This window comes from Sphingobacterium sp. Ag1, assembly GCF_000988325.1.
Lineage (GTDB): Bacteria > Bacteroidota > Bacteroidia > Sphingobacteriales > Sphingobacteriaceae > Sphingobacterium.
In genome coordinates this window covers 18,575-42,119 of the sequence record NZ_LBGU01000018.1, presented here as the reverse complement: position 1 = coordinate 42,119, position 23,545 = coordinate 18,575, and the positions used below count along the sequence as shown (strand labels likewise).

The 23,545-nt window shown below is 39.2% G+C and carries 23 protein-coding genes; 6 read left to right on the top strand and 17 right to left on the bottom strand.

All coding sequences use genetic code 11. From position 1 onward, the window contains the following. Nucleotides 1–151: 151 nt before the first annotated feature. From hemE to AAW12_RS02110, 4 genes are read right to left on the bottom strand one after another with little or no spacing between them, the layout of a single operon-like run. Complete coding sequence (gene hemE / locus AAW12_RS02125; protein ID WP_046671977.1) at nucleotides 152–1,189, bottom strand: uroporphyrinogen decarboxylase; 1,038 nt, start codon at nucleotides 1,187–1,189, stop codon at nucleotides 152–154. Further along, nucleotides 1,189–1,707, bottom strand: a complete 519-nt coding sequence (locus AAW12_RS02120; RefSeq protein WP_231585185.1) for a hypothetical protein — start codon at nucleotides 1,705–1,707, stop codon at nucleotides 1,189–1,191. The genes hemE and AAW12_RS02120 overlap by 1 nt, the downstream gene beginning before the upstream one ends. Nucleotides 1,708–1,719: 12 nt before the next feature. Beyond that, entirely contained in the window at nucleotides 1,720–2,427 is a 708-nt protein-coding gene (locus AAW12_RS02115; protein ID WP_046671975.1) for a response regulator transcription factor, read from the bottom strand. Further along, nucleotides 2,417–3,292: a sensor histidine kinase gene (locus tag AAW12_RS02110; RefSeq protein WP_046671974.1), complete on the bottom strand. Its 876-nt coding sequence runs from the start codon at nucleotides 3,290–3,292 to the stop codon at nucleotides 2,417–2,419. The genes AAW12_RS02115 and AAW12_RS02110 overlap by 11 nt, the downstream gene beginning before the upstream one ends. Before the next feature lie 211 nt (nucleotides 3,293–3,503). Here AAW12_RS02110 and AAW12_RS02105 point away from each other — a divergent pair, with 211 nt between their 5' ends. Continuing rightward, nucleotides 3,504–4,208, top strand: a complete 705-nt coding sequence (locus AAW12_RS02105) for a YjjG family noncanonical pyrimidine nucleotidase (protein WP_046671973.1) — start codon at nucleotides 3,504–3,506, stop codon at nucleotides 4,206–4,208. Nucleotides 4,209–4,240: 32 nt separating this feature from the next. On the opposite strand, the gene AAW12_RS02100 is transcribed toward AAW12_RS02105, so the two are convergent. From AAW12_RS02100 to AAW12_RS02090, 3 genes are all read right to left on the bottom strand, one after another. Beyond that, nucleotides 4,241–5,050, bottom strand: a complete 810-nt coding sequence (locus tag AAW12_RS02100) for a DUF1080 domain-containing protein (RefSeq protein WP_084823045.1) — start codon at nucleotides 5,048–5,050, stop codon at nucleotides 4,241–4,243. Between the two features lie 67 nt (nucleotides 5,051–5,117). Then, nucleotides 5,118–7,559: a TonB-dependent receptor domain-containing protein gene (locus AAW12_RS02095; protein WP_046671972.1), complete on the bottom strand. Its 2,442-nt coding sequence runs from the start codon at nucleotides 7,557–7,559 to the stop codon at nucleotides 5,118–5,120. Between the two features lie 98 nt (nucleotides 7,560–7,657). After that, the gene (locus AAW12_RS02090) at nucleotides 7,658–7,939 is read right to left on the bottom strand and encodes an ATP-dependent Clp protease adaptor ClpS (protein WP_046671971.1); all 282 of its coding nucleotides are present in this window, start codon (nucleotides 7,937–7,939) and stop codon (nucleotides 7,658–7,660) included. A 78-nt stretch (nucleotides 7,940–8,017) separates the two neighbouring features. Here AAW12_RS02090 and AAW12_RS02085 point away from each other — a divergent pair, with 78 nt between their 5' ends. Next, nucleotides 8,018–9,064, top strand: coding sequence for a 3-oxoacyl-ACP synthase III family protein (locus AAW12_RS02085; RefSeq protein ID WP_046671970.1), 1,047 nt, complete (start codon nucleotides 8,018–8,020; stop codon nucleotides 9,062–9,064). A 69-nt stretch (nucleotides 9,065–9,133) separates the two neighbouring features. On the opposite strand, the gene atpG is transcribed toward AAW12_RS02085, so the two are convergent. From atpG to AAW12_RS02040, 8 genes are all read right to left on the bottom strand, one after another. After that, nucleotides 9,134–10,033, bottom strand: coding sequence for an ATP synthase F1 subunit gamma (gene atpG, locus AAW12_RS02080; protein WP_046671969.1), 900 nt, complete (start codon nucleotides 10,031–10,033; stop codon nucleotides 9,134–9,136). A 77-nt stretch (nucleotides 10,034–10,110) separates the two neighbouring features. Further along, nucleotides 10,111–11,685 carry a F0F1 ATP synthase subunit alpha gene (gene atpA / locus AAW12_RS02075; protein WP_046671968.1) on the bottom strand — a complete coding sequence of 525 codons (1,575 nt, stop codon included), beginning with the start codon at nucleotides 11,683–11,685 and terminating at the stop codon, nucleotides 10,111–10,113. Between the two features lie 54 nt (nucleotides 11,686–11,739). Continuing rightward, nucleotides 11,740–12,282, bottom strand: a complete 543-nt coding sequence (atpH, locus tag AAW12_RS02070) for an ATP synthase F1 subunit delta (RefSeq protein WP_046671967.1) — start codon at nucleotides 12,280–12,282, stop codon at nucleotides 11,740–11,742. A 29-nt stretch (nucleotides 12,283–12,311) separates the two neighbouring features. Then, a complete protein-coding gene (locus tag AAW12_RS02065) occupies nucleotides 12,312–12,812 on the bottom strand; it encodes a F0F1 ATP synthase subunit B (protein ID WP_046671966.1) in 501 nt (166 codons plus the stop codon). A gap of 96 nt (nucleotides 12,813–12,908) precedes the next feature. Continuing rightward, the gene (gene atpE / locus AAW12_RS02060) at nucleotides 12,909–13,097 is read right to left on the bottom strand and encodes an ATP synthase F0 subunit C (RefSeq protein WP_021188666.1); all 189 of its coding nucleotides are present in this window, start codon (nucleotides 13,095–13,097) and stop codon (nucleotides 12,909–12,911) included. Nucleotides 13,098–13,131: 34 nt separating this feature from the next. After that, entirely contained in the window at nucleotides 13,132–14,328 is a 1,197-nt protein-coding gene (atpB, locus tag AAW12_RS26580) for a F0F1 ATP synthase subunit A (protein ID WP_231585184.1), read from the bottom strand. Between the two features lie 488 nt (nucleotides 14,329–14,816). Beyond that, nucleotides 14,817–15,032 carry an AtpZ/AtpI family protein gene (locus tag AAW12_RS26795; RefSeq protein WP_046671963.1) on the bottom strand — a complete coding sequence of 72 codons (216 nt, stop codon included), beginning with the start codon at nucleotides 15,030–15,032 and terminating at the stop codon, nucleotides 14,817–14,819. 83 nt (nucleotides 15,033–15,115) lie between these two features. Continuing rightward, complete coding sequence (locus AAW12_RS02040; protein WP_046671962.1) at nucleotides 15,116–17,341, bottom strand: helix-turn-helix domain-containing protein; 2,226 nt, start codon at nucleotides 17,339–17,341, stop codon at nucleotides 15,116–15,118. Nucleotides 17,342–17,537: 196 nt separating this feature from the next. Between AAW12_RS02040 and AAW12_RS02035 the strand changes: the two genes are divergently transcribed. From AAW12_RS02035 to AAW12_RS02020, 4 genes are all read left to right on the top strand, one after another. Beyond that, nucleotides 17,538–18,035, top strand: a complete 498-nt coding sequence (locus AAW12_RS02035; RefSeq protein WP_046671961.1) for a cupin domain-containing protein — start codon at nucleotides 17,538–17,540, stop codon at nucleotides 18,033–18,035. A 234-nt stretch (nucleotides 18,036–18,269) separates the two neighbouring features. Continuing rightward, entirely contained in the window at nucleotides 18,270–19,016 is a 747-nt protein-coding gene (locus AAW12_RS02030) for a hypothetical protein (RefSeq protein ID WP_046671960.1), read from the top strand. 10 nt (nucleotides 19,017–19,026) lie between these two features. Further along, nucleotides 19,027–20,136, top strand: a complete 1,110-nt coding sequence (locus AAW12_RS02025) for a hypothetical protein (protein WP_046671959.1) — start codon at nucleotides 19,027–19,029, stop codon at nucleotides 20,134–20,136. A 34-nt stretch (nucleotides 20,137–20,170) separates the two neighbouring features. Then, nucleotides 20,171–21,166, top strand: a complete 996-nt coding sequence (locus AAW12_RS02020; protein WP_046671958.1) for a hypothetical protein — start codon at nucleotides 20,171–20,173, stop codon at nucleotides 21,164–21,166. Nucleotides 21,167–21,236: 70 nt separating this feature from the next. Here AAW12_RS02020 and AAW12_RS02015 read toward each other — a convergent pair whose 3' ends face one another. Beyond that, a complete protein-coding gene (locus tag AAW12_RS02015; protein WP_046671957.1) occupies nucleotides 21,237–22,346 on the bottom strand; it encodes a zinc finger domain-containing protein in 1,110 nt (369 codons plus the stop codon). A 23-nt stretch (nucleotides 22,347–22,369) separates the two neighbouring features. Then, entirely contained in the window at nucleotides 22,370–23,524 is a 1,155-nt protein-coding gene (locus tag AAW12_RS02010; RefSeq protein ID WP_046671956.1) for an SPFH domain-containing protein, read from the bottom strand. Between the last annotated feature and the right edge of the window lie 21 nt (nucleotides 23,525–23,545).

The following is a 23,545-nucleotide window of genomic DNA, read 5'->3' as shown; positions in this document are numbered from 1 at the left end:
GTTAGTAGCAATCAATATATTCAATTGCCGATTGAACAAATCTTACATCCAATACACAAAAGTATACTATCAAACCTACTGGATTAGACTATTTTAGAACGAAAAAAGACCCGCCAAAGGCAGGTCTTTTTTCGTTTTAAATAGCAAGCAGTTAATAGCTAAATTCCTTTACCACCTCAATGGCATATTTTACATTATCAAAAGGAATATCGGGCATAATACCATGACCCAAGTTAAAGATAAAACCATTTTCACCTCTCATACGCTCAAATAGTTCGATAATCTTCTTTTTGATAACAGGTTTATCTGCATACAAAACAAATGGATCCAAATTTCCTTGAACAGCAATACCTTGCGGCAAGGATTGTTTAATATTTTTTAAATCTGCATTCCAATCGATAGAAACAACATCAGGTTGCGCTTCGACCATCATTGGTGCAAAAACTGAAGATCCTTTGCAAAAGGAAATGACCGGAATATCCTTACGGTTCAATTTAGCAATAATCTGTTTATTATAATAATGTGAAAAATCACGGTAATCATTCCATGATAATGCCAAGGCCCAGCTATCAAATAATTGAATTGCATTTACTCCAGCTGCGATCTGCATGTTAAGATATTCAACCGTTACATCCGCAATCTTTTGAAGGATCAGGTGGGCCAGCTCAGGTTGATTATTCAACATCAACTTTGTTAACTTAAAATCTTTTGAAGATCCACCTTCAACCAAATAACTTAAAATTGTAAATGGCGCGCCCGCAAAACCAATCAAAGGGATACGGCTGTCAAGACGTTGTTGAATGACCTTGATTGCATCAGCAACATACTGCAATTTATCCAAACAGTTGATAGACAAAGCTTCAGCATCCTTTACAGAGCGCACAGGATTAGAAAAACGAGGACCGACACCTTGCTCAAAGGACAGATCCCCTCCCATAGCTTCTGCTGTAACTAAAATATCAGAAAATAAAATAGCGGCATCAATGCCTAGCAAATCTACGGGGAGCATAGTGACATCCGCAGCAATTTCTGGTGTTTTGCACATCTCCAAAAAGGAATATTTATTCTTGATATCCCAATATTCCTTCATAAAGCGTCCAGCTTGACGCATCATCCACACAGGAGGTCTTTCCGTTTGCTGCGAGAATGCAGCTCTAATCAATAAGTCGTTTTGTAAAGTAGTACTCACTATAAATGTTTTGAAATTTCGTTTTCTATTTTTGTAATAATGCTGTTCTGTCTAGCCGTCAGATGTAACTTATTGGCAACATCTGTATAGGCTCTCGCTCTTTCATAATCCAACTTTCGCAACGCTATATTTGCCAGATTAATCATAACCATCCCCTTTTCATTATCTTTTTTCCAAGGCAGACGAGAAGCGAGCTGAAAATGATACTCAGCTTCATCGACGCGTTCCTCTTTAAGCGCAATATTTCCCATCATAAATTCATAGAAATTGCGTCTGCCTTTACGGAGCGCATCTGGGTTCTTGATCTCAGCTAGCAAGTTTTTTGTCTTCTCATAATCTTGTCTATGAAAAGCCTGCGTTGCCAAAAAAACGGACCCTTCCCTAAAATGACTCCAAATCAAGTAGCCTATTCCTCCTGCTATTAGTACAGCAGTTTGATAATGTCCTTGATACAAGCCATAACCCAAAAATAATGCGGCAATAAAAATAACGGCTATTCTAGCCCTGATTGTCATCATCTCTTTCTATCTCTATGCGTTATTGTCGGTAAACTTATAACCAACACCCCTGATAGAATGGAAATAAATCGGATGCTTTTGATCTGGTTCGAAATATTTTCGGAAGGTTAAGATAAAATTGTCGATGGTACGTGTCGATGGGTAAACATCGTAATTCCATACGGTCTCCAATATTTGTTCCCGCGATACAGCCTCATTACGTCGTTCAATCAACAGTTTCAACAACATGGTTTCCTTCTTTGTCAAAGAAGTAATCGTACCATCCGCATGATGTAGCTCGTATGAATTAAAATAGATCGTTTTATCACCGATTTGATAAGAATTCAGTTCTTTCAAATCGTCTGGTTTCATGCTACGACGCACCAAATTTCCAACACGAAGAATCAATTCTTCTAAGTTGAAAGGTTTTACCAAATAATCATCCGCCCCTTTCTTAAGACCCGTAATTCGATCCTCACTGCTATTTTTCGCAGTTAAAAACATGATAGGAACTTCAGTGTTTTGCAGTCGAATAGTTTCAGCTACTTGGAATCCATCAATTTCGGGAATCATCACGTCCAAAACCACCAAGTTGAAACGTTCCTCCTTGAAGACTTTTAGTGCTTTTTTTCCATCGGTAGCCGTAGTAACACGGTAACCTTCCATTTCGAGATTCAACTTGATAGCTTCTAACAAGTGTTCTTCATCTTCGACAAGTAATATTCTTTGTTTACTTTGCATTTCTTTCAAATGTTACTTCAAAAATACTCCCTTTAGGAGTGTTATCTTTAACTTTTATGGTCGCGTCGTGCTTCTGCAATACGGTTTTCACGATATATAACCCCAAACCTGTACCTTTGGTTTTTCGTGTTGCCTCACTTCCCACGCGATAAAACTTATTAAAGATAAGTTTTTTCTCTTCATCACTGATACCGATACCATGGTCAGCAACAGAAAAAATTATTTTATTATTCTCCGTATATAATTTCACATCCACCATAGCACATGCCGGTGAATACTTAATCGCATTTTCTATCAGATTAGTTACCACATTACTGATCGCAAACTTATCTGCATGAATAATGATATCCGCCTCCACATAAGGTTTCAGTACTTGTGAACTACAGGAATTCTTCTGAAGCCTATCCACAACCTGTTCTACCAAAGCAGTAAAATTAAAATCCTCTTTCGGCATACTGTAATTACGGCTGTCCAACTTGGTTGTCATTAATACATTTTCAACCAGATCATCCAAACGCTCAATATCCTTCAGCGAGTTTCTCAAGAACGTTTGTTGTTGCTCCTTGTCAAGATCACGTCTCAAAATAGTTTGAATATACAATTTGACAGAAGCCAACGGTGATTTAAGCTCATGCGTGATCGCCAAAAGAAAGTTCTGCTGTTGCTGCAGCAGTTTCTGTTCCCTTTCAACCAGTCGCTTCAATCGCCAGGCACCCCACAAGAAAATAATCAAAAAGAATATTCCCTCTCCTATGATCATGTTCTTTTTGCTCGGATCAAAACGAATAAACATCACCCCCCACCATATCAGTTGCATAACCGCATAGAACAATAGGAAATAAAAGAGTAACAGCGCTTTCTTCATGTGACAAAAATAGGTATTCACCCATGTATTCGGAAATATCCGAAGGATTATGACACAAAGAAGAAAATTAACCGATTCGCAATAAGACTAAAATCACCAAACAGTCATATAAACGATCGTAGACCCGATATCGATAAAAGTAACCGTTAATTTCATCACAAGATAACCCAACGGACTTGGAACTTCAGGTTAATTTGTTTTAATTTTGCATATGTTTAATCATGATAAAAAAGACATTTTCTTCGATCTTGATCATACAATATGGGATTTTGATAAAAATGCTGAAGAAAGTCTGCACGAGCTATATTTTAAATACAAGTTTGATCACTTGTTTAATCAAGAGTCATCCACCCGTTTTATAGAAACTTATACGGTTAACAATCATCGACTTTGGGGGCTCTATCATCACGGAAAGATTTCAAAACCAGAACTCAGGAAAGCACGCTTTGCCGATACCTTCACTGATCTAGGTGTAGAGCCGGAGTTGTTTCCCGAAGAATTTGAACTGGAGTATCTCGCTATCTGTCCCCAAAAAACAAATCTATTTCCCCATGCACATGAAACCTTAGCTTATTTGAGCAACAAATACAATCTTCACTTGATATCTAATGGTTTCAAAGAGGCCTGTGAGACCAAACTGGAAAAGAGCAACCTCAACAAATATTTCAAACATATTTTTATTTCAGAAGTCATCGGCGTAAACAAACCGGACCCCCGAATATTTGAGTTCGCAATGACAACTGCTCAAGCGCGAGCGCAGCAATCACTGATGATTGGAGATAACCTTGATGCCGACATCCGTGGAGCCGCAAATGTAGGCATGGACGCCATTTTCTTTAACCCAAATGTTGTTGAAAAACCGGATGATGTAGCACATATGATTATCGACTTAAAAGAATTACAGTCGATACTGTAGAAAATAGAAAAAGCAGCTTTGAGCTGCTTTTTCTATTTTAGAACCTTAACGGTAATATTCTTAAACCAGACATCATTTCCATGATCCTGAAGACCGATAAGTCCCGATTTGCTATCTCCACCGACATGGCTCAACAATTCAAAAGCCAAAGGCCATTTTTCCGCACTGAATTTACTCTTTTGCAATAAATCAATCCACGACTTATCCCATAATGTATATTCAACGACCTTTACACCATTTTGAAAATGCTCCACCTTGCCATTGTTTACTCTGATCTTAACCTTATTCCACTCGCCATAGGGTTTACCATTCTGTGGTTTGGCAGGAATCATATCGTACAATGAAGTCGATTTACGGTTCCCATCTACACCCATTTTAGCATCAGGATGATTTTCATTGTCCAAGACTTGGCACTCTGGAGACGAGATATAAATCGGCTGTCCTTCAACTTCCTTCGCTAGAAAGAAGATACCCGAATTTGCTCCTTTAGCAACTTTCCATTCCAACTCCAATTCGAAATTCTTGAAATCATGAGCAAAAACCAGGTCTCCACCTTCTTCTTTACCAACATTGGCTTGGCTATCAAATTTGATCGCGCCCTCATTGATTACCCATCTTTTTGGGACTACGGTCTTATCATATCCTCTCCAGCCTTCCAGCGAAGTACCATCAAAAATAACATAGGCTCCGGCTTTATTCTTTTTAAATTTTTTGATGTCTACACGGGGTAAATCTAAGATTTTGTAAGCAGGAACCTCCTTTTTTGCTTGTGCTACGGCAGTATTAAGATGTGCTGAAAATGCAATCACCGATACCGCAAGAACTGTTTTTAATAACTTCATTCTTTTTAGTTTTAGGTTTGTTTTAAAATTAAATTTAAGCATTTGAGTGTATAAAGAGGAATATTTTTTAATATTCCTCTCCACCGCCCATTTCATTTGTATTTGACACTTTCTTCTTTGATTTGTTTAAATCTTGGCTACCAAACCGATAGGAAAGGGATAAAGTTACCATCCGCTTCATCCAACGGTGCTCAAAATTGGATATAAGTTGAGCCGTCTCCGTCACACCATTCATTTTTCGCGAATTAAATACATCTCTCACATTCAACATAATTGAAGCTTTCTTCTTCAACACATCTTTTTTCAAGGCTAGATCCATACCTTTCATTGCATTCATCTGTCCCTGAGCCATTACACGGGAAGAATTATACTCGCCGCGCACTTGTGCAGAAAATGTTGGCGTAAAACGATAATTAGCGGTCAGATTAGCATTATAAGCGAAATCCTTTTGTTCTTTAATATCATAGTCCGGGTTTGCATTATACTGAATGTGGATCAAATTGAGATTAAATGTAAAGTCAAAATCCTTCGTTGCGTTGACTTTCGAGATAAACTCAAAACCCGAAAGATTACGACTGGTCATATTTTCCCATCTACTATATGTTCTTCCATCTTCGATTTTGTACACAAACGGCTGAATAACCTCACTGGCGTGATTGAAATAAGCCGAAGATATCAGGTTTACTTTACCGAAGGTTTTGGCAAAGCTCATTTCCAAACTGTGTACATCTTCCGGTTTCAGATTTGGATTTCCCTGACGATAATTCAAATCGTCAGATACATTTAAAAATGGGTTAACTTGCCAACCACGAGCGCGTTGAACACGGCGCGAGTAGCTAAATTGAACTTTATCTCCATTTTCACCAACATCATAGGTTAAAAACAGGGTTGGATATAACCTAAAAAATTTCTGTTTAGCATTGGATTCCGGTTCCACAGCAGCTGGATCCTTAGAGAAATAGGTGGACTTGAGTTCAAATTGTTCTCCCCGCAGTCCGATTTGATAACCGACTTTATCCGTTAATTTATTTTGATAATTCGCATAGATCGCATGAACTGTACTCGTGAAATCAAAATCGTTGCTGATCCTATAATCTGGCACATAGTTGCCAATCGAATCGAGTGATCTGGAAAACTGGGTATCAAATGACTTTCTGATTTGAGAACGGTAACCCGCCTCAAATTTGCTTACTTCAGAGAAAGGTAAAACATAATCTAATTGAAGGTTGATATTCTTGCCATCCTCAGACGTAACATTCTTCCGTGAAGTGGCCTTCCGTCCATCGGTATAATTTTGAGAAAAATCATTTGTACCATCTTCCTTGTCTCTCCCATAACTTGCATTCCCCGTCAACTCCTCTCCTTCTCGCTTAAATTGATGTCTAAAATCAGCATTTAATTCATAACCAAGATCGTCTTCAAATTGTGTTGAATTTCGCACGCTCGTTCCCGTCATCTGCGATTGCTTAAAGAACTCATAATTCAAGTCCTCTATTCGCTTATTATCACGTATACTTAAATTACCCGAAAAACTCAATGAAGTGCGATCTGACATATTATAATCAAATCCGGCTTTTACCGTATGGCTGTTGCCCTTCCTTGACGATTCGGATTTGCTATAATTGCGTGTCGTATCACCAAAAAAGGTATTGTCCGTTTCCCCACTACCAACCATATTGCGCTTGTTGAAATTATAGGACCCAAAATAGTTAAACTTCTTATCTCTATAATTCAAGGTCAATCCCGCCATATAGTTATCATAGGACCCTGCAGATGTATTTACAGAGCCATTTAGTCCCGTCCTAATATTCTTCTTTAAAACGATATTGATAATTCCTGTTTGTCCCTCCGCGTCATATTTCGACGAAGGGTTCGTGATCACTTCAACTTTTTCAATCGAATTGGCAGGTAGACTCTGAAGCAAAGAAGTTACATCATTTCCTGCTAAAGCAGACTCCCGGCCATCGATTAAAATCTTCACACTACTTGATCCCCGCAAACTGACCGATCCATCCTGATCAACTTGCAAAGTGGGAACATTCGCAAGCACATCGGTCGCTGTTCCACCCGCGCTGACCAAACTCTCGCCTACATTGAAGGTTTTACGGTCTATACCAATTTGCATGGCTGGAGCTCGTCCTTCAATAACAACTTCGTTCAACATATTACCTGTAGGTTTCAAAGCAATTCGGCCTAAGTCCTTACTTTTACCCCCTAAGACCTCTATACTATCAATAGTATGTGTCTCGTAGCCAACATAAGTGATACGGACATTATATTTACCAGGTTTAATATCTGACAATAAAAGAAATCCTTGGGATACAGACTGTCCTCCCTTAATCAAGACGTTACTATTGGCGTCCAAGAGTGCGACACTAGCTGATGAAATAGGTTTGGAAGTTTCGCTATCGACTAAAATAGCTTTGATTTGACCGGTCTGAGCAAAAAGGACAACAGGTAAAAAGAATATAAATAAGAAAGATTTAAACGATTTAGCGTAAAAAAACATGCTTCAGCTTAGTTTATAGTTATACTGCAAAGAAAACTAAAACTTACAGACAAAATTGAAGCGTAACCATATTATTACGGTAACAAAAGAATGGCAAATTATTCCACAGAAACGGTCAATCCCTCGGCTTTCAGGATTTTACGATAAATCTCCATCTCTGTATAAGTACCTTCTAATACAGCACATTTCCCTTCAGTGTGTACTTTCCAGGCAATCTTCTCAGCTTGCTTCTCGGTATATTGTAAATGATAGATGAGACAATGAATCACATGTTCAAACGTATTGGTTTCATCATTCCATAAAATGAGTCGATTAGACTCTTTCACAGAGGCTAATATCTCTTCTAACGTAAAGGTTTCTTCAGCAGTTTGGGTACCCATGCTGCAAAAATAGAATATTTTTTTCTAAATTAACGATAATATAAAAGGGAAGAATACAATCAATTAGAGGAATTTATTATGTTACAGTCAAAAATAGCAGGAATTGGCTATTATGTTCCAAAAAACGTATATACCAATAATGACCTAACACGCTTTATGGATACCAGTGACGAATGGATTCAGGAGCGAACCGGTATAAAAGAACGTAGATATGCAGACCGAATTGGCGAAACTACCACCACCATGGGTGTCGAAGCAGCTAAAATAGCCATCGAACGAGCTCATATCACACCTGAAGACGTCGACTTCATCATTTTTGCCACCCTATCACCAGATTACTATTTTCCAGGCTGTGCCGTTCTGCTTCAGCGGGAAATGGAAATGAAAGAAGTCGGAGCCCTGGATATTAGAAACCAATGCTCGGGTTTTATCTATGCGCTTTCTATTGCCGATCAATTTGTCAAAACAGGGATGTATAAAAATGTGCTCGTAGTTGGTTCCGAGAAACACTCTTTTGCACTTGACTTTTCGACTAGAGGACGATCCGTTTCTGTTATTTTCGGTGATGGTGCCGGAGCTGTGGTTGTGCAGCCCACAACCGAAAATGGCAAAGGCATCCTGAGCACACACTTACATTCAGACGGAGCCGATGCCGAAAAGCTGGCTATGTACTACCCCGGAGCATCCAGTGGTATTTGGTTGGATAAAATGCCTGATTGGCCGGACCAGGAGTTGGGTGGACTATTGATGACCAAGGAGATGCTCGACGATGGGACTGCATTTCCAAATATGGATGGGCAGGCCGTCTTCAAAAAAGCTGTTGTCAAATTTCCGGAAGTCATTCATGAAGCGCTGGCAAAAAATAATTTAAAAACCAGTGATATAGACTTATTGATTCCACATCAGGCCAATCTTCGCATTTCGCAATTTGTACAGAAAACACTTGGATTAGGGGAGGATCAGGTATTCAACAATATTCAGAAATATGGTAATACAACTGCAGCCTCTATACCGATAGCACTCTGCGAGCCTTGGGAAGAAGGAAAGATTAAAGACGGTGATCTTGTATGCTTGGCGGCTTTTGGAGCAGGGTTTACCTGGGGCTCAGCCTTAATTCGATGGTAGAAAATAGTATACATAGAAAAAGCGCTAATCAAATGATCAGCGCTTTTTCTATGTATTTCCGAATAAAAATTATCCGTTTGATAATGCTGCTGCACCGGATACGATCTCCGTCAATTCTGTTGTAATTGCAGCTTGACGTGCCTGGTTGTAAGATAGCTTAAGTGATTTGATTAAGTCACCAGCATTCTCTGTAGCTTTATCCATTGCTGTCATACGTGCTCCATGCTCAGAAGCATTCGAGTCTAAAACAGCCTTGTATAATTGAATCTTAATTGCTTTAGGTATCAATTCCTCGATAATCTTCTCTTTGGAAGGCTCGATGATATAATCCACCTCAGCTTCTATTTTTGCTTTATGCGTATGTTGTTTGTTTTCTTCCGCAGGTAATAATGGTAAAATCTGCTCTGCAGTCAATTCTTGAACTGCTGCATTTTTGAATTGATTATAAACCACTTCAACACGATCAAAATTACCTTCTTTGAATTGTTCCATGATAAATTCAGTCACCACAGATACAGAACCAAAATTTAACTCAGAAAACAAATCAGAGTGGTTAGCTACCACATTGAAGTTACGTTTCGAGTAGAAGTCATAACCCTTTTTACCAATACCAATGATACTCAAATTACCCTTTGCATGTTGCTCGGCATATTTGTTAAAGATCAAGTTATTAGTCGCTTTGATAACATTTGCGTTGAATGCTCCAGCTAAACCTCTATTAGAAGAAACAACAACGATCAATACCTTATTTGGCTCACGATCTACTGTAAAAGGAGAGTTACTTCCCTCAACACTCGCAGAAACATCCGCCAAAATGTCTCTTAATTTATTCGCATATGGGCGCAATTGTAAGATAGCGTTAGTAGCGCGCTTCAATTTAGCAGCCGAAACCATTTTCATAGCTTTCGTGATCTGCTGTGTTGATGATACCGAGGTAATCCGGTTTCTTACTTCTTTTAAATTTGCCATATTTGTTTTAAGTATTAAGTACCTAGTATTGAGTATTGAGCCTCGTCAATAGACTCAATACCAAATACTCATTACTATTAATATTTTGATGCTAAATCCTTAGCTACTGTTTCTAACACTGCAGTTAATTCATCGGAGAACTTATTAGCTTTAAAAGCTGACAATACTTCTGGATGACGTTGTTCCAAATGTGTTAAGAATTCTTCTTCAAATTCTCTCACCTTATTTACAGGAACATTGCGCAATAAACCTTTTGTTCCGATATAAATAATCGCAACTTGTTTCTCTACAGAAACTGGAGAATATTGACCTTGTTTCAAGATCTCAACGTTACGAACACCTTTATCTAAGACAGATTTAGTAGCAGCATCTAGATCAGAACCGAATTTCGCAAAAGCTTCCAATTCACGGTACTGAGCTTGATCTAACTTTAATGTACCAGATACCTTTTTCATCGGTTTGATCTGCGCATTACCACCTACACGAGATACAGAGATACCTACGTTGATCGCTGGACGAATACCTGCGTTAAACAAGTTAGACTCCAAGAAAATCTGACCGTCTGTAATTGAAATTACGTTCGTTGGGATATATGCAGAAACGTCACCAGCTTGAGTTTCGATGATCGGAAGCGCGGTTAATGAACCACCACCTTTCACCAAGTGTTTGATCGACTCAGGGAGATCGTTCATATTGCGTGCAATATCATCTGAAGAGTTGATTTTCGCTGCACGCTCCAACAAACGGCTGTGTAGATAAAATACGTCACCTGGATATGCTTCGCGGCCCGGTGGACGACGTAACAATAAAGAAACCTCACGGTAAGCTACAGCTTGTTTAGACAAATCATCATAAACGATCAGTGCTGGACGGCCTGTATCACGGAAAAACTCGCCGATAGCAGCACCTGACATTGGTGCATAGAACTGAAGTGGAGCTGGATCAGCAGCAGATGCAGCCACAACTACTGTATAAGCCATAGCACCTCTTTCCTCCAATGTACGCACGATATTCGCAACTGTAGAATTCTTTTGACCTACGGCAACGTAGATACAAAATACAGGTTCTCCTGCATCATAGAATTCTTTTTGGTTCAAGATTGTATCGATACAAACAGCTGTTTTACCTGTTTGACGGTCACCAATAACCAACTCACGTTGACCACGACCTACTGGAATCATCGCATCGATCGCTTTGATACCTGTTTGTAATGGTTCAGTTACCGGCTGACGGTAGATAACACCAGGAGCTTTACGCTCGATCGGCATTTCATACAAATCACCTGGAATAGGGCCTTTACCATCGATTGGTTGACCTAAAGTGTTTACAACACGTCCCAACAAGCCTTCACCAACTTTGATGGATGCAATACGGTTGGTACGTTTAATGGTATCTCCTTCTTTGATCTCATCAGAAGGACCTAAAAGTACAACACCAACGTTGTCTTCTTCTAAGTTTAATACAATACCTTGTAATCCGTTATCAAATTCAACCAACTCACCGGACTGAACTTTAGTTAAGCCGTAAATACGAGCAATACCGTCACCTACAGCAAGTACGGTACCCACTTCCTCTAGTTCGGCTTCTGATTTAAAGCCCGACAATTGCTCTCTTAGAATTGCCGAAACTTCATCTGGTCTTACCTCTATCATTTTAATTATTATAAGGGGTTTTTTGATTTATTTTACTTCAAGTATCAGAACAAACTAGTTATTCTGATTCAAATATCTTTCCAATTTATTCAACTTACCAGCAATACTTGCATCAATTTGGCGATCACCGATATTGACTACAAATCCACCGATCAAACTATGATCAACTTTATTGATCAATATCACTTGAGCGTTGGTTTCTTTCGCAAGTACATCTTTCATCGCTGCCAAATTAGCTTCAGAAAGCGGTGCTGCAGATGTAACTGTAGCTTTGACAATTCCTTTTACCTCGTTATACTCACGAATAAATTCTTGAGCAGTCGCATATACAATCTCGCCACGACCTTTGTTGATCATGATCTTAAAGAATGCCAAGATATTTGGATTGATCTTATCTTTAAATAGCGCATCCAATATGTTTTTCTTCTTGTCCAAAGGAACAATAGGATTGGCAAAAACAGCTTGCAATTCTGTACTGGATTTTAAAACAGCTGCGAATGAATCCATATCCGCTTTGATTGTTTCCAGTGAGCCTTGCTCGCTAGCCAAGTCAATTAATGACTTAGCGTATCTTGATGCTACTTTAAATACTGACATAATTCTATTTCGTAATTTGAGTGACCGGATTAGTTCAATTTAACGTCATTAAGCAAATCTGCTACTAGAGCTTCTTGCTTTCCTTGGTCCTCAAATTCTTTGTTTAACACTTTACGAGCAATATCCAAAGACAAAGAAGAAACTTGAGACTTAACCTCAGCCAAAGCTTTGTTCTTTTGTTCGTTGATCTCGATTTTTGCTTGTGCAATCAATTTTGCGCCTTCAGCCTGTGCCTGAGTTTTTGCCTCAGCTACAATCTTATCTTTAAGTTCTTTTGCTTCCTTAAGGATAACATCGCGTTCTGCGCGAGCTTCTTTTAGTAATTGTTCGTTTTCATTTGTTAAACGAGCCATTTCTAATTTAGCTTTTTCAGCAGCCTCCAAAGCACTTGCAATACCTTTTTCACGTTCGTCTAGGGCATCAACAATTGGTTTCCATGCGAATTTACCTAATAAAAAGATAATAACCACAAGGACGATGACCATCCAAAAAAACAAACCGTACGAAAACGAATGTATTAATTTATCCATTGTTATACTATATAATGATAATTCTTATTTTTTAAGATTCAGGAATAATATAACCTGCAACCAACCGTTACAGGTTATACCATTAAACCGTTGTGACTATTTACCTAATAATAAAGCACCGAATGCTAAACCTTCAAGTAAGGCACCAATGATAATCATTGCAGTTTGGATTTTAGATGCTGCTTCTGGTTGACGAGCGATAGCTTCCATTGCAGAACCACCAATTTTACCTAAACCTAAACCTGCACCGATAACGATTAAACCGGCTCCAATTAAATTGTACATAATGTATGATTTGAATAATTAAAAAATTTACTAATTAATGATCGTGATGTTCTTCAACAGCCATACCGATAAATAAGGATGACAACATCGTAAAAATAAATGCTTGTAAAAATGCTACCAATAGTTCGATAACCATCAAGAAGATTGTCAAGAACATGGAAACACCGATACTACCCACTACTGTCAATTGGTGTTGCAATAAATAAACAATTGCAATCAGTCCCATTACGACAGTGTGACCAGCTGTAATATTTGCAAACAAACGTACCATCAAAGAGAATGGTTTTGTAAACAATCCCAATACCTCAATTGGTGCTAAAACAAATTTAAATGGAACCGGAACGCCTGGCATCCAAAAAATATGCTTCCAGTAGTTTGCGTTTGCTTTGATATTTACAATTAAGAATGTAAAAAGTGCCAAACATAAAGTTACTGTAATGTTTCCTGTAACGTTAAACCCTAGTGGTGTCAAGCCAACCAAGTTTAAAATCCAGATCAAAAAGAATACAGACAATAAATAAGGCATGAATTCCTTGTAACGATGGCCAATGTTTGGAATAGCCATCTCATCACGCACATAGATAACCAAAGGCTCCAACACACGCCCAACGCCCTTAGGCAAATTGTTAGCACCTTTTTTATAGGTTTTAGCCAAGCTAATAAATGCCCAAAACATTAAAAATGCAGCCAAAAACAAACCGACAACACTCTTAGTGATCGAGAAATCTAAAGGCATCGCTACAGATGGATGAAAATCGACAGCTTCATGAAGCTCATGAGAACCAATCACATAAGAAGTTTCAAATTCCTTTTTCTCTTCTTTCCCATCTTCATTTATCGTCATAATATAACTACCATCAGCATTTTTACGATACTCATGACCAATCAAATTACCTGTAGCATCAGTCTTATAAATTTTCCCGTGGTATAATGCATAATACTGACCATCAACCTCAGCAACTTTATTACCGTGGTCGAATGCCGAAGCCATAAAAACTTTCAAGCCATTATCGATCAAAATAACAGGCAATGAAAAACCATAATGTTTACCTGTCTCTTCATCCGAAAAGAAGCTAAAATAATAATCATCTTGTAAGTGATGCTCAATATGGCTATTGATTTCCTCAGCCTGCGATTTTTCTCCGTGTGCATCCTCATTCGCCTTTGTTAAAAATGGCGCAACTGCAAACAGAATAACTGCTAAAAATTGAAGTGTTCTTTTAAGACTCACGATACTACTATTATGTTATTTAAAATTTTTTGCGAAAATACTATATATAAAGCACAAAAGCTACTTTAATATTACATTTTTTTGAAAAAACCATCGTTTTCTTCCTTAGGATTTGTTTAAAGCCTTGTAAGCAAATATAACATCGTAAAAAAGGAATAAAACGACAACGATCAAATAGTTATATTTTAAAATATCAGCCTGCGGTTTTGCCAACCCATTATGAATGTATACATAATTTAAGACAAACTTTAAAGTCAATAATCCCAAGAAAACAAAACCAACATACTGTGGAAATTTCTGCGAACAGTAACTTATCCCCACCATGATGATCACGGATAATATCAGTTGAAAAATATAAATTTCATACAATGGAAAATGTAGATCCTCCAAGGAATGTATACCATCAAAAGATTTTAACAAAAAGAAATGAACGGCAAAAATCAAAACCGCAACAAAAAATAAAATAAGGGTCTGCTTTATATATACTATCATCTATCGTTTATTCGATTCACTTGTCTAATGACTTGATATAGAGAAATTCCAATCCCGCCAAGGGTACAGATCTTCATCCATAGTTGGTTCTCCGCATGAAACTTACCGTCCAGCCAATCCCCTAATAAATAAAATACGTAAATGGTAAAAACCATCTGGGTTGAAATAGTCGTCAGCACAAGCCACTTGTTAGGATCTTTCTTGTCTTCCATAAGCAATCTTAAGGTTATCAATGGGCTTTCAACAAACTATATCACACAATTTGTTACAAATATACGCTATAAATTTTTATTGCCTACAATCCCAAAACTTTTTGTCCAATTTTAATATCCGGATAATCAATATCCACGCCCAAAAGCATCTTAAGTTCTGAAGAGGATTTATCCGGATTTGCACGAATAACACCAAGAATACGATCCAACTTTTCCTGCTCGATCAACTCTGTTGCTTCCACTTCCGTACCAACAAAGTTAATTAAATGTCCATATATCGTACCAGCGACCATCCCGCGCTTAACCGCTATATCAGCAATGCTCATACCATCCTTAAACATTTCTAAGGAAATTTCCTTTGTATCCAACTTCTTCGGTCCTTCTTCATCTGCACTTTGCGCAGCCAATTCATCTTTTTCTTTGGTCTTCACACTTGCAGCAACATCGAGCATCGCTGTTTGAAAATCTTCCCGTTTTGAAAGCGTATCAGCAATAAGTAAACAATGTTGCAACTGCTCGCGTTTTCGCTTGTAATCAAGCAATAGTGCTTTTAACTCGTCAATATATTTCTTCGTACGTTTTCGTATCTGGTACTCCTCAATATGCTTGGTTAAAGCCTCAATCAGATCTACATCCATTTTCGGTAAAAACCAATTGACCGCAGCAGTAGAACGTTCACAGATGACGTCATAATCGATCGCGTTTTTATCCCGCAACAAATCATATAGTACAACAATAAACTTATGGGCAACTTTCTCTTGGGTCTGAAGGTGCTTGACCAATTGTTGGAAAAATAATACGGCTTGTTCCTTTCCGTCAATATTACGCTCTTCCAGTGATTTCAGTAACTCCGAAGTCTCGGCCAATAGTCCGTCCCAACGGAAACCGTGCATTAAAATCTGGCCAAGATAATTCCGTTGACATTGCTCTAAAATCTCATTGACGTCAGCCTGCCCCTGAGCACGCTGTGCAAATTCGACAACCTGGTAATCGGTACGAATGGCGTAAGAAGGGATAATGGATTTTAAGACTAGCCCATCTAAACTCGTTAAACGACTCAATGCAACGTAGACCTGCCCCGCGGCAAAAGAGGTACCAGCGTCAATGATTGCTTTTTGAAAGGTCAACCCCTGACTTTTATGGATAGTGATAGCCCAAGCCAATCGAAGTGGAAATTGCGAAAATGTACCCAATATCTCCTCCTTAATCTGATCTTGCCCCTTATCGTAATTGTACCGAATATTCTCCCAGGTCTCCCTTTTTACCGTTACAGATTCCGACCCATCAGGAAATGTAACCGTTACCGTTCCCTGTACCGTATCGATGTCCTTTACCGTACCGATCTTTCCATTGTAATATTTACGTTCATCACCGGAATCGTTTCGAATAAACATCACCTGAGCCCCTATCTTTAAGGACAACGTTTCTTCTGCAGGATAGGAACCCTGCGCAAAATCGTCCTTTACAACTGCTTTAAGATTTAACATTTTACCCGATAATGATGCCAGCTTGGCTCCATTTATTTCATCCGCATTTCGATTATGGGAGGTCAATGTAATATACTGCTCCTCTTCATTTGGAACAAAGTCCTGTTGATAGTAACTGTTTAAGGTCGTGAGCATGTCACTTGTACACTGATTATTTCTTATCGCATTCAAAATGGAAATAAAACCTTCATCTTGTTGACGATAGATTTTATTAAGCTCTAACATCACCAGCGGATTATCCCTCAATACTTTAGCATTAAAAAAGAAAACAGAAGAATAATGATCCCGTAAAACATTCCATTCAGCATCTTTCACAACTGGCGGCAACTGGTACAAATCACCAATGAACAGCACCTGCAACCCACCAAAAGGCCGCATATCGCGACGAACAGATTGCAGGATCACATTAATCGCATCCAATGTATCTGCACGGACCATCGAAACCTCATCAATCACCAAAAGCTCAAGTTCTTGTAAAATGGCCCTGCGTTGCTTGGTCAGTTTAATCGTGCTGAATAAACGTGATTTATTGTAGATATGACTATCCTGTTCGTCCCAGCGTAACTCATAATCTTCAATAAAAGTCCCAAAAGGAAGCCAAAATAAAGAATGTAAAGTTGTTCCGCCCGCATTCATTGCCGCAACGCCCGTAGGTGCCGTAATAGCCATCTTTTTGTAGCTATGCTCACGGATATACTTCAAGAACGTCGTTTTTCCTGTACCCGCCTTTCCTGTAATAAATACGTTCTGGTTCGTTTGGTTAACAAAAGCAACAGCCTGCATAAATGCAGTATTTTCCCGATCGACTTGAAAGTTTGACATATCCTGAAATTAGATTGAGCACAAAATTAGCAATTTCATTTTTAACTTCACGCGGCACATAATAGCTTACGACAGCTAGAACAGCTCAATTATAACGTATCTAGATAAAGCTAAAACGGTTAACTTAAAATATTAATGGATTTTTTTTATATTTAGCAACTGAATTAAGGAATATCAAATTTTTAGAATTTTTAATATGGCTATAGATAAAATCGCATTGTTTGAAAAAGTACAGGAAATGCTGACATCCAAAGGTTTTCGTATTGATAAATCAGATGCTGCACGCCCGTGGGGAGGATTTTTCGTGATCGACGAATCCCAAGCACAAGAATTTGCCGATGAATACTTCGGTGGAATGGATGTACAAGAATTAAGAATTTCAGGAAAACTAAGTCCAAAAATTTTAATTGTTGCACCAGAGAAAAGACTTTCATGGCAATATCACCACCGCCGTGCCGAAATCTGGCGTGTTATCCAAGGTAACGTTGGCGTTATGGTTTCTGATACAGATGAGGAATCGGTTGTTTCAACATTAAAAGAAGGCGAAACAATTAGATTACGCCAAGGGCAACGTCACCGTTTAATTGGATTGGATGGCTTCGGTATTTTAGCCGAGATCTGGCAACACACAGATGCCAACAACCCTTCGGATGAAGACGATATTGTTCGCGTACAAGATGATTTTGGCAGATAGTCCAACAGGACCATTATCATCAAAACAAAGATTCCCAATCAACAATTGGGAATCTTTGTTTTACCACCCCAACCTAAAGCGCGATAACAGCTGATGCACCGCTCCCCTCGCTGGTATGTCATCGCTTCATCTCAGCTCATATCGCCCAAATCCATTTCACGTGTTCCGTAGCGCAATTCATTAGAAGAGAATATTAATTTTTATTATTTTAGTAGAGATATAATCAACTATGATATGATGAGTAACGACGATACTAAAAGAGGATCCAGTATATTAAACAGTCTAAAGAAATTAATTTTTGAGGACGATCAGCCGCAGCAAACGCCACCGGCACAAGCCCCTCCCGCACCAGCTACTAACGCTGCTCCAGAAAGACCCCATGTACCACCGGCATATCCATTGCCCACGGCCCAGGCTACAACTGGAAAAACACCTCCCCCAATCCCCCTAACAGCCAATGACGGAACAACCGACCTCAAAGAAATGAAATTAAAGGTCTATGCCATTCTTGAAAAACTCAACGAGCAGGGTGTCGATTTTTTCGAAGTATGGAATGCTGCTGCCGCCATGGGAAAAGTAGAGGAAAACACATTAAAAGCGGCCTATACTTCACTGAAATTTGTAGACAGTTCGTTAACCAAGGATAAACTGGTAGCAACTGGCACAAATTATGCTAATAAATTGAAAGAAACCATTGCCAAAGAATCGGAACAAAAACAGGCTGAAAAGAAAAAGACTGAGCAAGACCGAACCATGGAGATTGCAAATCTGAACACTGAAATCAAAACAATAACGGAGAATATCACCAGATTGCAAGATGATCTACAGAAAAAACAACTCGCTTTGGCACAAATTAATGAAAAGTACGAGCCAAAGATTAAAGATATCGAACAAAAAATAAACATCGGCAACGCGGCCGTTGATGAAGTGGTAAACGAAATCAACACTGCATTGCATATGATTAATCAATCAATAACATAAAAATAAATCAATGGAAAGAAAAGATCAGTATGTTAATATTCCCGCTGAAATAAAGACGCAACTTCCGATATTTCAAGTACTGGGCGATCATTTGCCCGCACAATTAAAATCACCAGAAGCAAAGAAGACGGCCTCGTCAATCTTCTTTTGGGCACTTTTACTTGGCGGAGCCTTTGCTTTTTTCAAGTACTTACCGATTATGTTGGAATATGCCGGAAAAAGTATACTTTTTGTGCTATTCAGTATAATCCTGATTACCTTGTTATTGCTAGCGCCAAAAATAATTGCACTATTGCACCGACTGGGTACAGTTCTACTTTTTAAAGGTGAAAAATCCATTATTAGAAATAACCCCATAGAAACTTTACAACTGTTATCAAGAGATGCGAAAGATACCCTGAAGCGTGTAAAGGAGAAAATCAGCAATGTGGATGGTGTCCGCATCGACATGATTCAAAGCGGTGAAACTGCTCAAAAAACAGCAGAAGAAAAATATACCTATGCGAAACGTTTCACCGCAGAAGCGGCTAGTCTCGACGAAAAATCAAAGGAAGAAACGAGCAAAAATAATGCAGAGAAGGCAAATGCTTATGCAAGAGATGCCAAAGAAACTCGGACCAAAGCATTTCTCTTAGGAAAAGAAGGTGAATCTGAAGAGCAAAATGCGCGCAGTTATGTACAATATGCCAATCAATTTGCAAAAGTTTTGGAAGTCTTAAAAGATAATGAAAGTGCAGCACGTATCTATGTCAGCACCTTGGATAGCAGCATTTCCATTATTTCTAAGAAGCTAGAAGCCACTCAAAAGATGAAAAATGCAACCGATGGCCTAGCCGATGTGTTCAATATCAAAGATGGCTGGGCATTTCAAGAGGCCATGAACGCAGCAACAGGTGCCATTAGTCAAAATATTGCCTCTATCCGATCCAATCTGGATTTCCTGGATCAAAACAATAACATCACAGTGGGTGGTACGCCAACTCAAGGTGAATTGGAAGAGTTTATCCGCAAAGTTGACGAACGTAATCTAAATGTATTGAACGTAACGCAAATGGCCGATGCCAGCTATGAGCTCAAACCCGAAGAAAAAGTAGACAAAGGATTTACATTACTCGACTAATATTAACTGAAATCAAACTTACTATACAAACATTATGGAAGAAAAATCAACATGGGCAAGATTAAGATGGCCAATTAAAGCAATTATCATCGCCTTACCTATTCTCGCAATCGGTTATTGGGCCATTCAATCGGGCAAATTTGATGCTAATTCGAGAGTCCAAACAACGGATTCAACAAGCAATAACAGCCATGCGATCACGCCATCATCCGGCTCCGAAACGACGCGCTCATTTAACTATCAACCCGAAAAACCAGTCGATGGCGAATACAAAGGTGTCGTCGAAGTTGGCGCTTCTGGTTTCAATTCCTTTGTCGTCAATATGGACAAAGAAAATCGCTGGGAGATCATTTCCAAAGACTTTGGAAAGTCATTTGCATACGAAGGATTGGCAAATACAGAAGACATCCGTAAGGGATTAAAAGATTATATAGGCATGATGCTCGATAAAGGCGTCAAATCCAAAAACATCCATTTTGTCATTAGCTCAGGAGCCCAAAAAGAACCTAAAACAGCTGTCATCAGCAGTGAACTTAGAAAAATGGGCTTTGTGGTCAATTTGGTTACAGCAGAACAAGAAGGAAAATTGGCACTAAAATCAGTCCTGCCGAAAGCTTATGAAGACAATTCATTTGTTGTTGACATTGGCTCCGGTAACACCAAAATCTCCTGGATCGACGGTGACACAAAATCGGTAGAAGCACCTGGTGCGAAATATTATGAAAAAGACCTTAAAGATGATGCGGTCTATACAGAAGTAAAAAAATTAGGCGAAAAAATTCCGGCAAATAAAAGAGAGGTTTGTTTTATTATAGGCGGGGTTCCTTTTGAATTAGCATCGCAGACACGCCAAGGTGAAGAGCGTTTTACCGTTTTGAACGATCCAGCATCTTACAAAACAGATAAAGTAAAAACAAAGAGCGGTGTCAACATCTATAAAGCAATTAAAGATGCGACCAATTGCGACACCTTCGTATTTGATTGGGACGCCAATTTCACGATTGGGTTCCTGCTTTCACTAAACAAATAGTCAAGACGATTAGCATAAAAAAAGCGCTGTCTCAGTAAAAAAGACAGTGCTTTTTTTTATAACCTTTTTCTTATCCCATAAAACTCAATAGATACAAAACAATAAGGATCGCCAATACCAAAAAAGCTATTTTCCAAAAGCTATAAGGCCGTTGTCCATAAACTTTACCGTTAAATGCATTGACCATGATCTGATAACTTTTTCCTTTATACTGATAAGCAGATAACCACACAGGTAAAAGAATATACTTCAATCGAATGGATTTAAAATCGCTATCAATAGAATCAATATCCTGTGTGTCACCACCGATGTCATGCTCAACCTCACGTTCGATTTCCCGATCCATTATAGCCCGGGCAGTTTCCGCCGCTTTTACATGATCCACGCTAAAAGTTTCAGCGATAAAGCCACTTAAGTAGTGCTCATTGAAAGGTTTTAGATAGCCCAAATTCCAAGGTCCGATTTTATCAGAGAACTTTTCCGGAAGAGATGTTGATCCCGATATAACAATATCCTTAAATTGGCTATAGATACTTCCTGAAGCCGGATACCAATTTGTGCGTCTTTCTTCATATTCTTCAGTCTCACCATCCGAATTGCGTCTTGTACGCGTCACATAATAATACTCCCCACGTGACCCTACGTAATCAGAATGTACATCTGCATCATAAGACCAAAAAGGTACATAGACCCCTTTTAAACGATCGTTTCTGGAATTAAAAATTCGCTTAAAGTCATTTGGAGCGAACCATATCTTTCCGGCCCATTGTGTCAATAGCCCAAAAGCGCTTCTATAATCAACGGAAAATGGGACGAGGCCATGTGGTTTTACTATACGCTTTTGCTGATGATCAATCACCAAAGGTGATGCACAAAACGCACATAAATCGGCTGTAATATGTGGATTCAAACGCGAGTTTGCACCACAGTTACTACAATGCACAACTTCAGCCAAATAGCTATAGCGCTCATCGGCGAGTTCTTCCATGGCTTGTCCAAAAACTTTATAATCTGTAGATTCAATATGCCCATCTTCCGGTAGCTGATCCGCTATTTCATTCCTGGTTCCACAATAGGAACACGCTAAATAGGACGTACCGGGCTGATAAGTCAAAATAGCACCACAGCCCTGACATTTTAACCCCTGCTCTATTTCGGAGGTTTTTTCTTCAAAACTCATAAAACTCGGTAATGCATTTTACCCTAAACTCCTGGTATCGGTGGCGGGTTCTGCGAAAACAGATCCTTTAATTCACCTACCTTTTCAGCCTCAATCCAGTTTTCAAGTCCCTCTTTCCAGACCAAGGTAGCAAGTGTCATCGTCCCCTCTTTTATCAGAGCGCGCAGCTGTTCCGAATCAAAGGGCCCTTCCTGTTTACCTTTAACGGCCAGGTAATAAGCGACCGCTTTGGGCAATGGAGGCGGCCCAACGGCCCCTGCAGACGAAGCCGCAGCGGCTGATCCCGTACCAGTAGGATTATTCCCATCAAAACTATTTTGCTGAAATACATTACCCATTTGACCAACCATTCCTGCTCCCAGCCCAGCACCAAATCCAGCACCTACAATCCCGCCACTACTGGGATTCTCAGCAGCTTTCTCCATTGAATTTGCGGCTTGGAATTGGGCATAGGCCCCCAGATTACCAACGACCCCCATACTGCTCCGCTTATCAAGGGCTTTCTCGACTTCTTCTGGGAATGAAATATTTTCAATTAAGAACTTCGTTAAGCTCAAACCCAACTCATCAAAATCAACCCCAATTTTTTGCTGTATCAAGGCCGAAACTTCATCATAGTTGGATGCAAGATCCAAGGCCGGTATCTTCGACTCAGCAATAGTGTCCATCCCCCGCGATACCGCAATGTTTCGAAGCTGCTCTGTGATATCTTCAACTGTAAATACAGGCGTCGTCGCAACAAGCTGTTTCATAAAAACAGTAACATCCTTCACCTGAAAAGAGAAATTACCGAAAGCCCGAAGTCGAATAGGACCAAATTCAGGATCCCGCAACATAATCGGATTTTTAGTTCCCCATTTCTGATTGACAAATTGCCGAAGGTTGACAAAATAAACATCGGCTTTGAATGGACTATTGAACCCATATTTCCAACCTCTGAGGGTTGTCATGATCGGCATATTCTGGGTCGTCAGTTCGTAACGACCAGGCTGAAAGACGTCCGCAACCACGCCTTCATTCAAAAATACCGCAGCCTGCCCTTCCCGCACAGTCAATTGCGCCCCCATCTTTATTTCATTCTGATACCGGGGAAATTTCCATACAATTGTATCTGTACTATTATCGACCCATTCGATAATATCGACAAATTCATTCCTGATTTTATCAAATAATCCCATAAATTATTCTCTTTACAATTA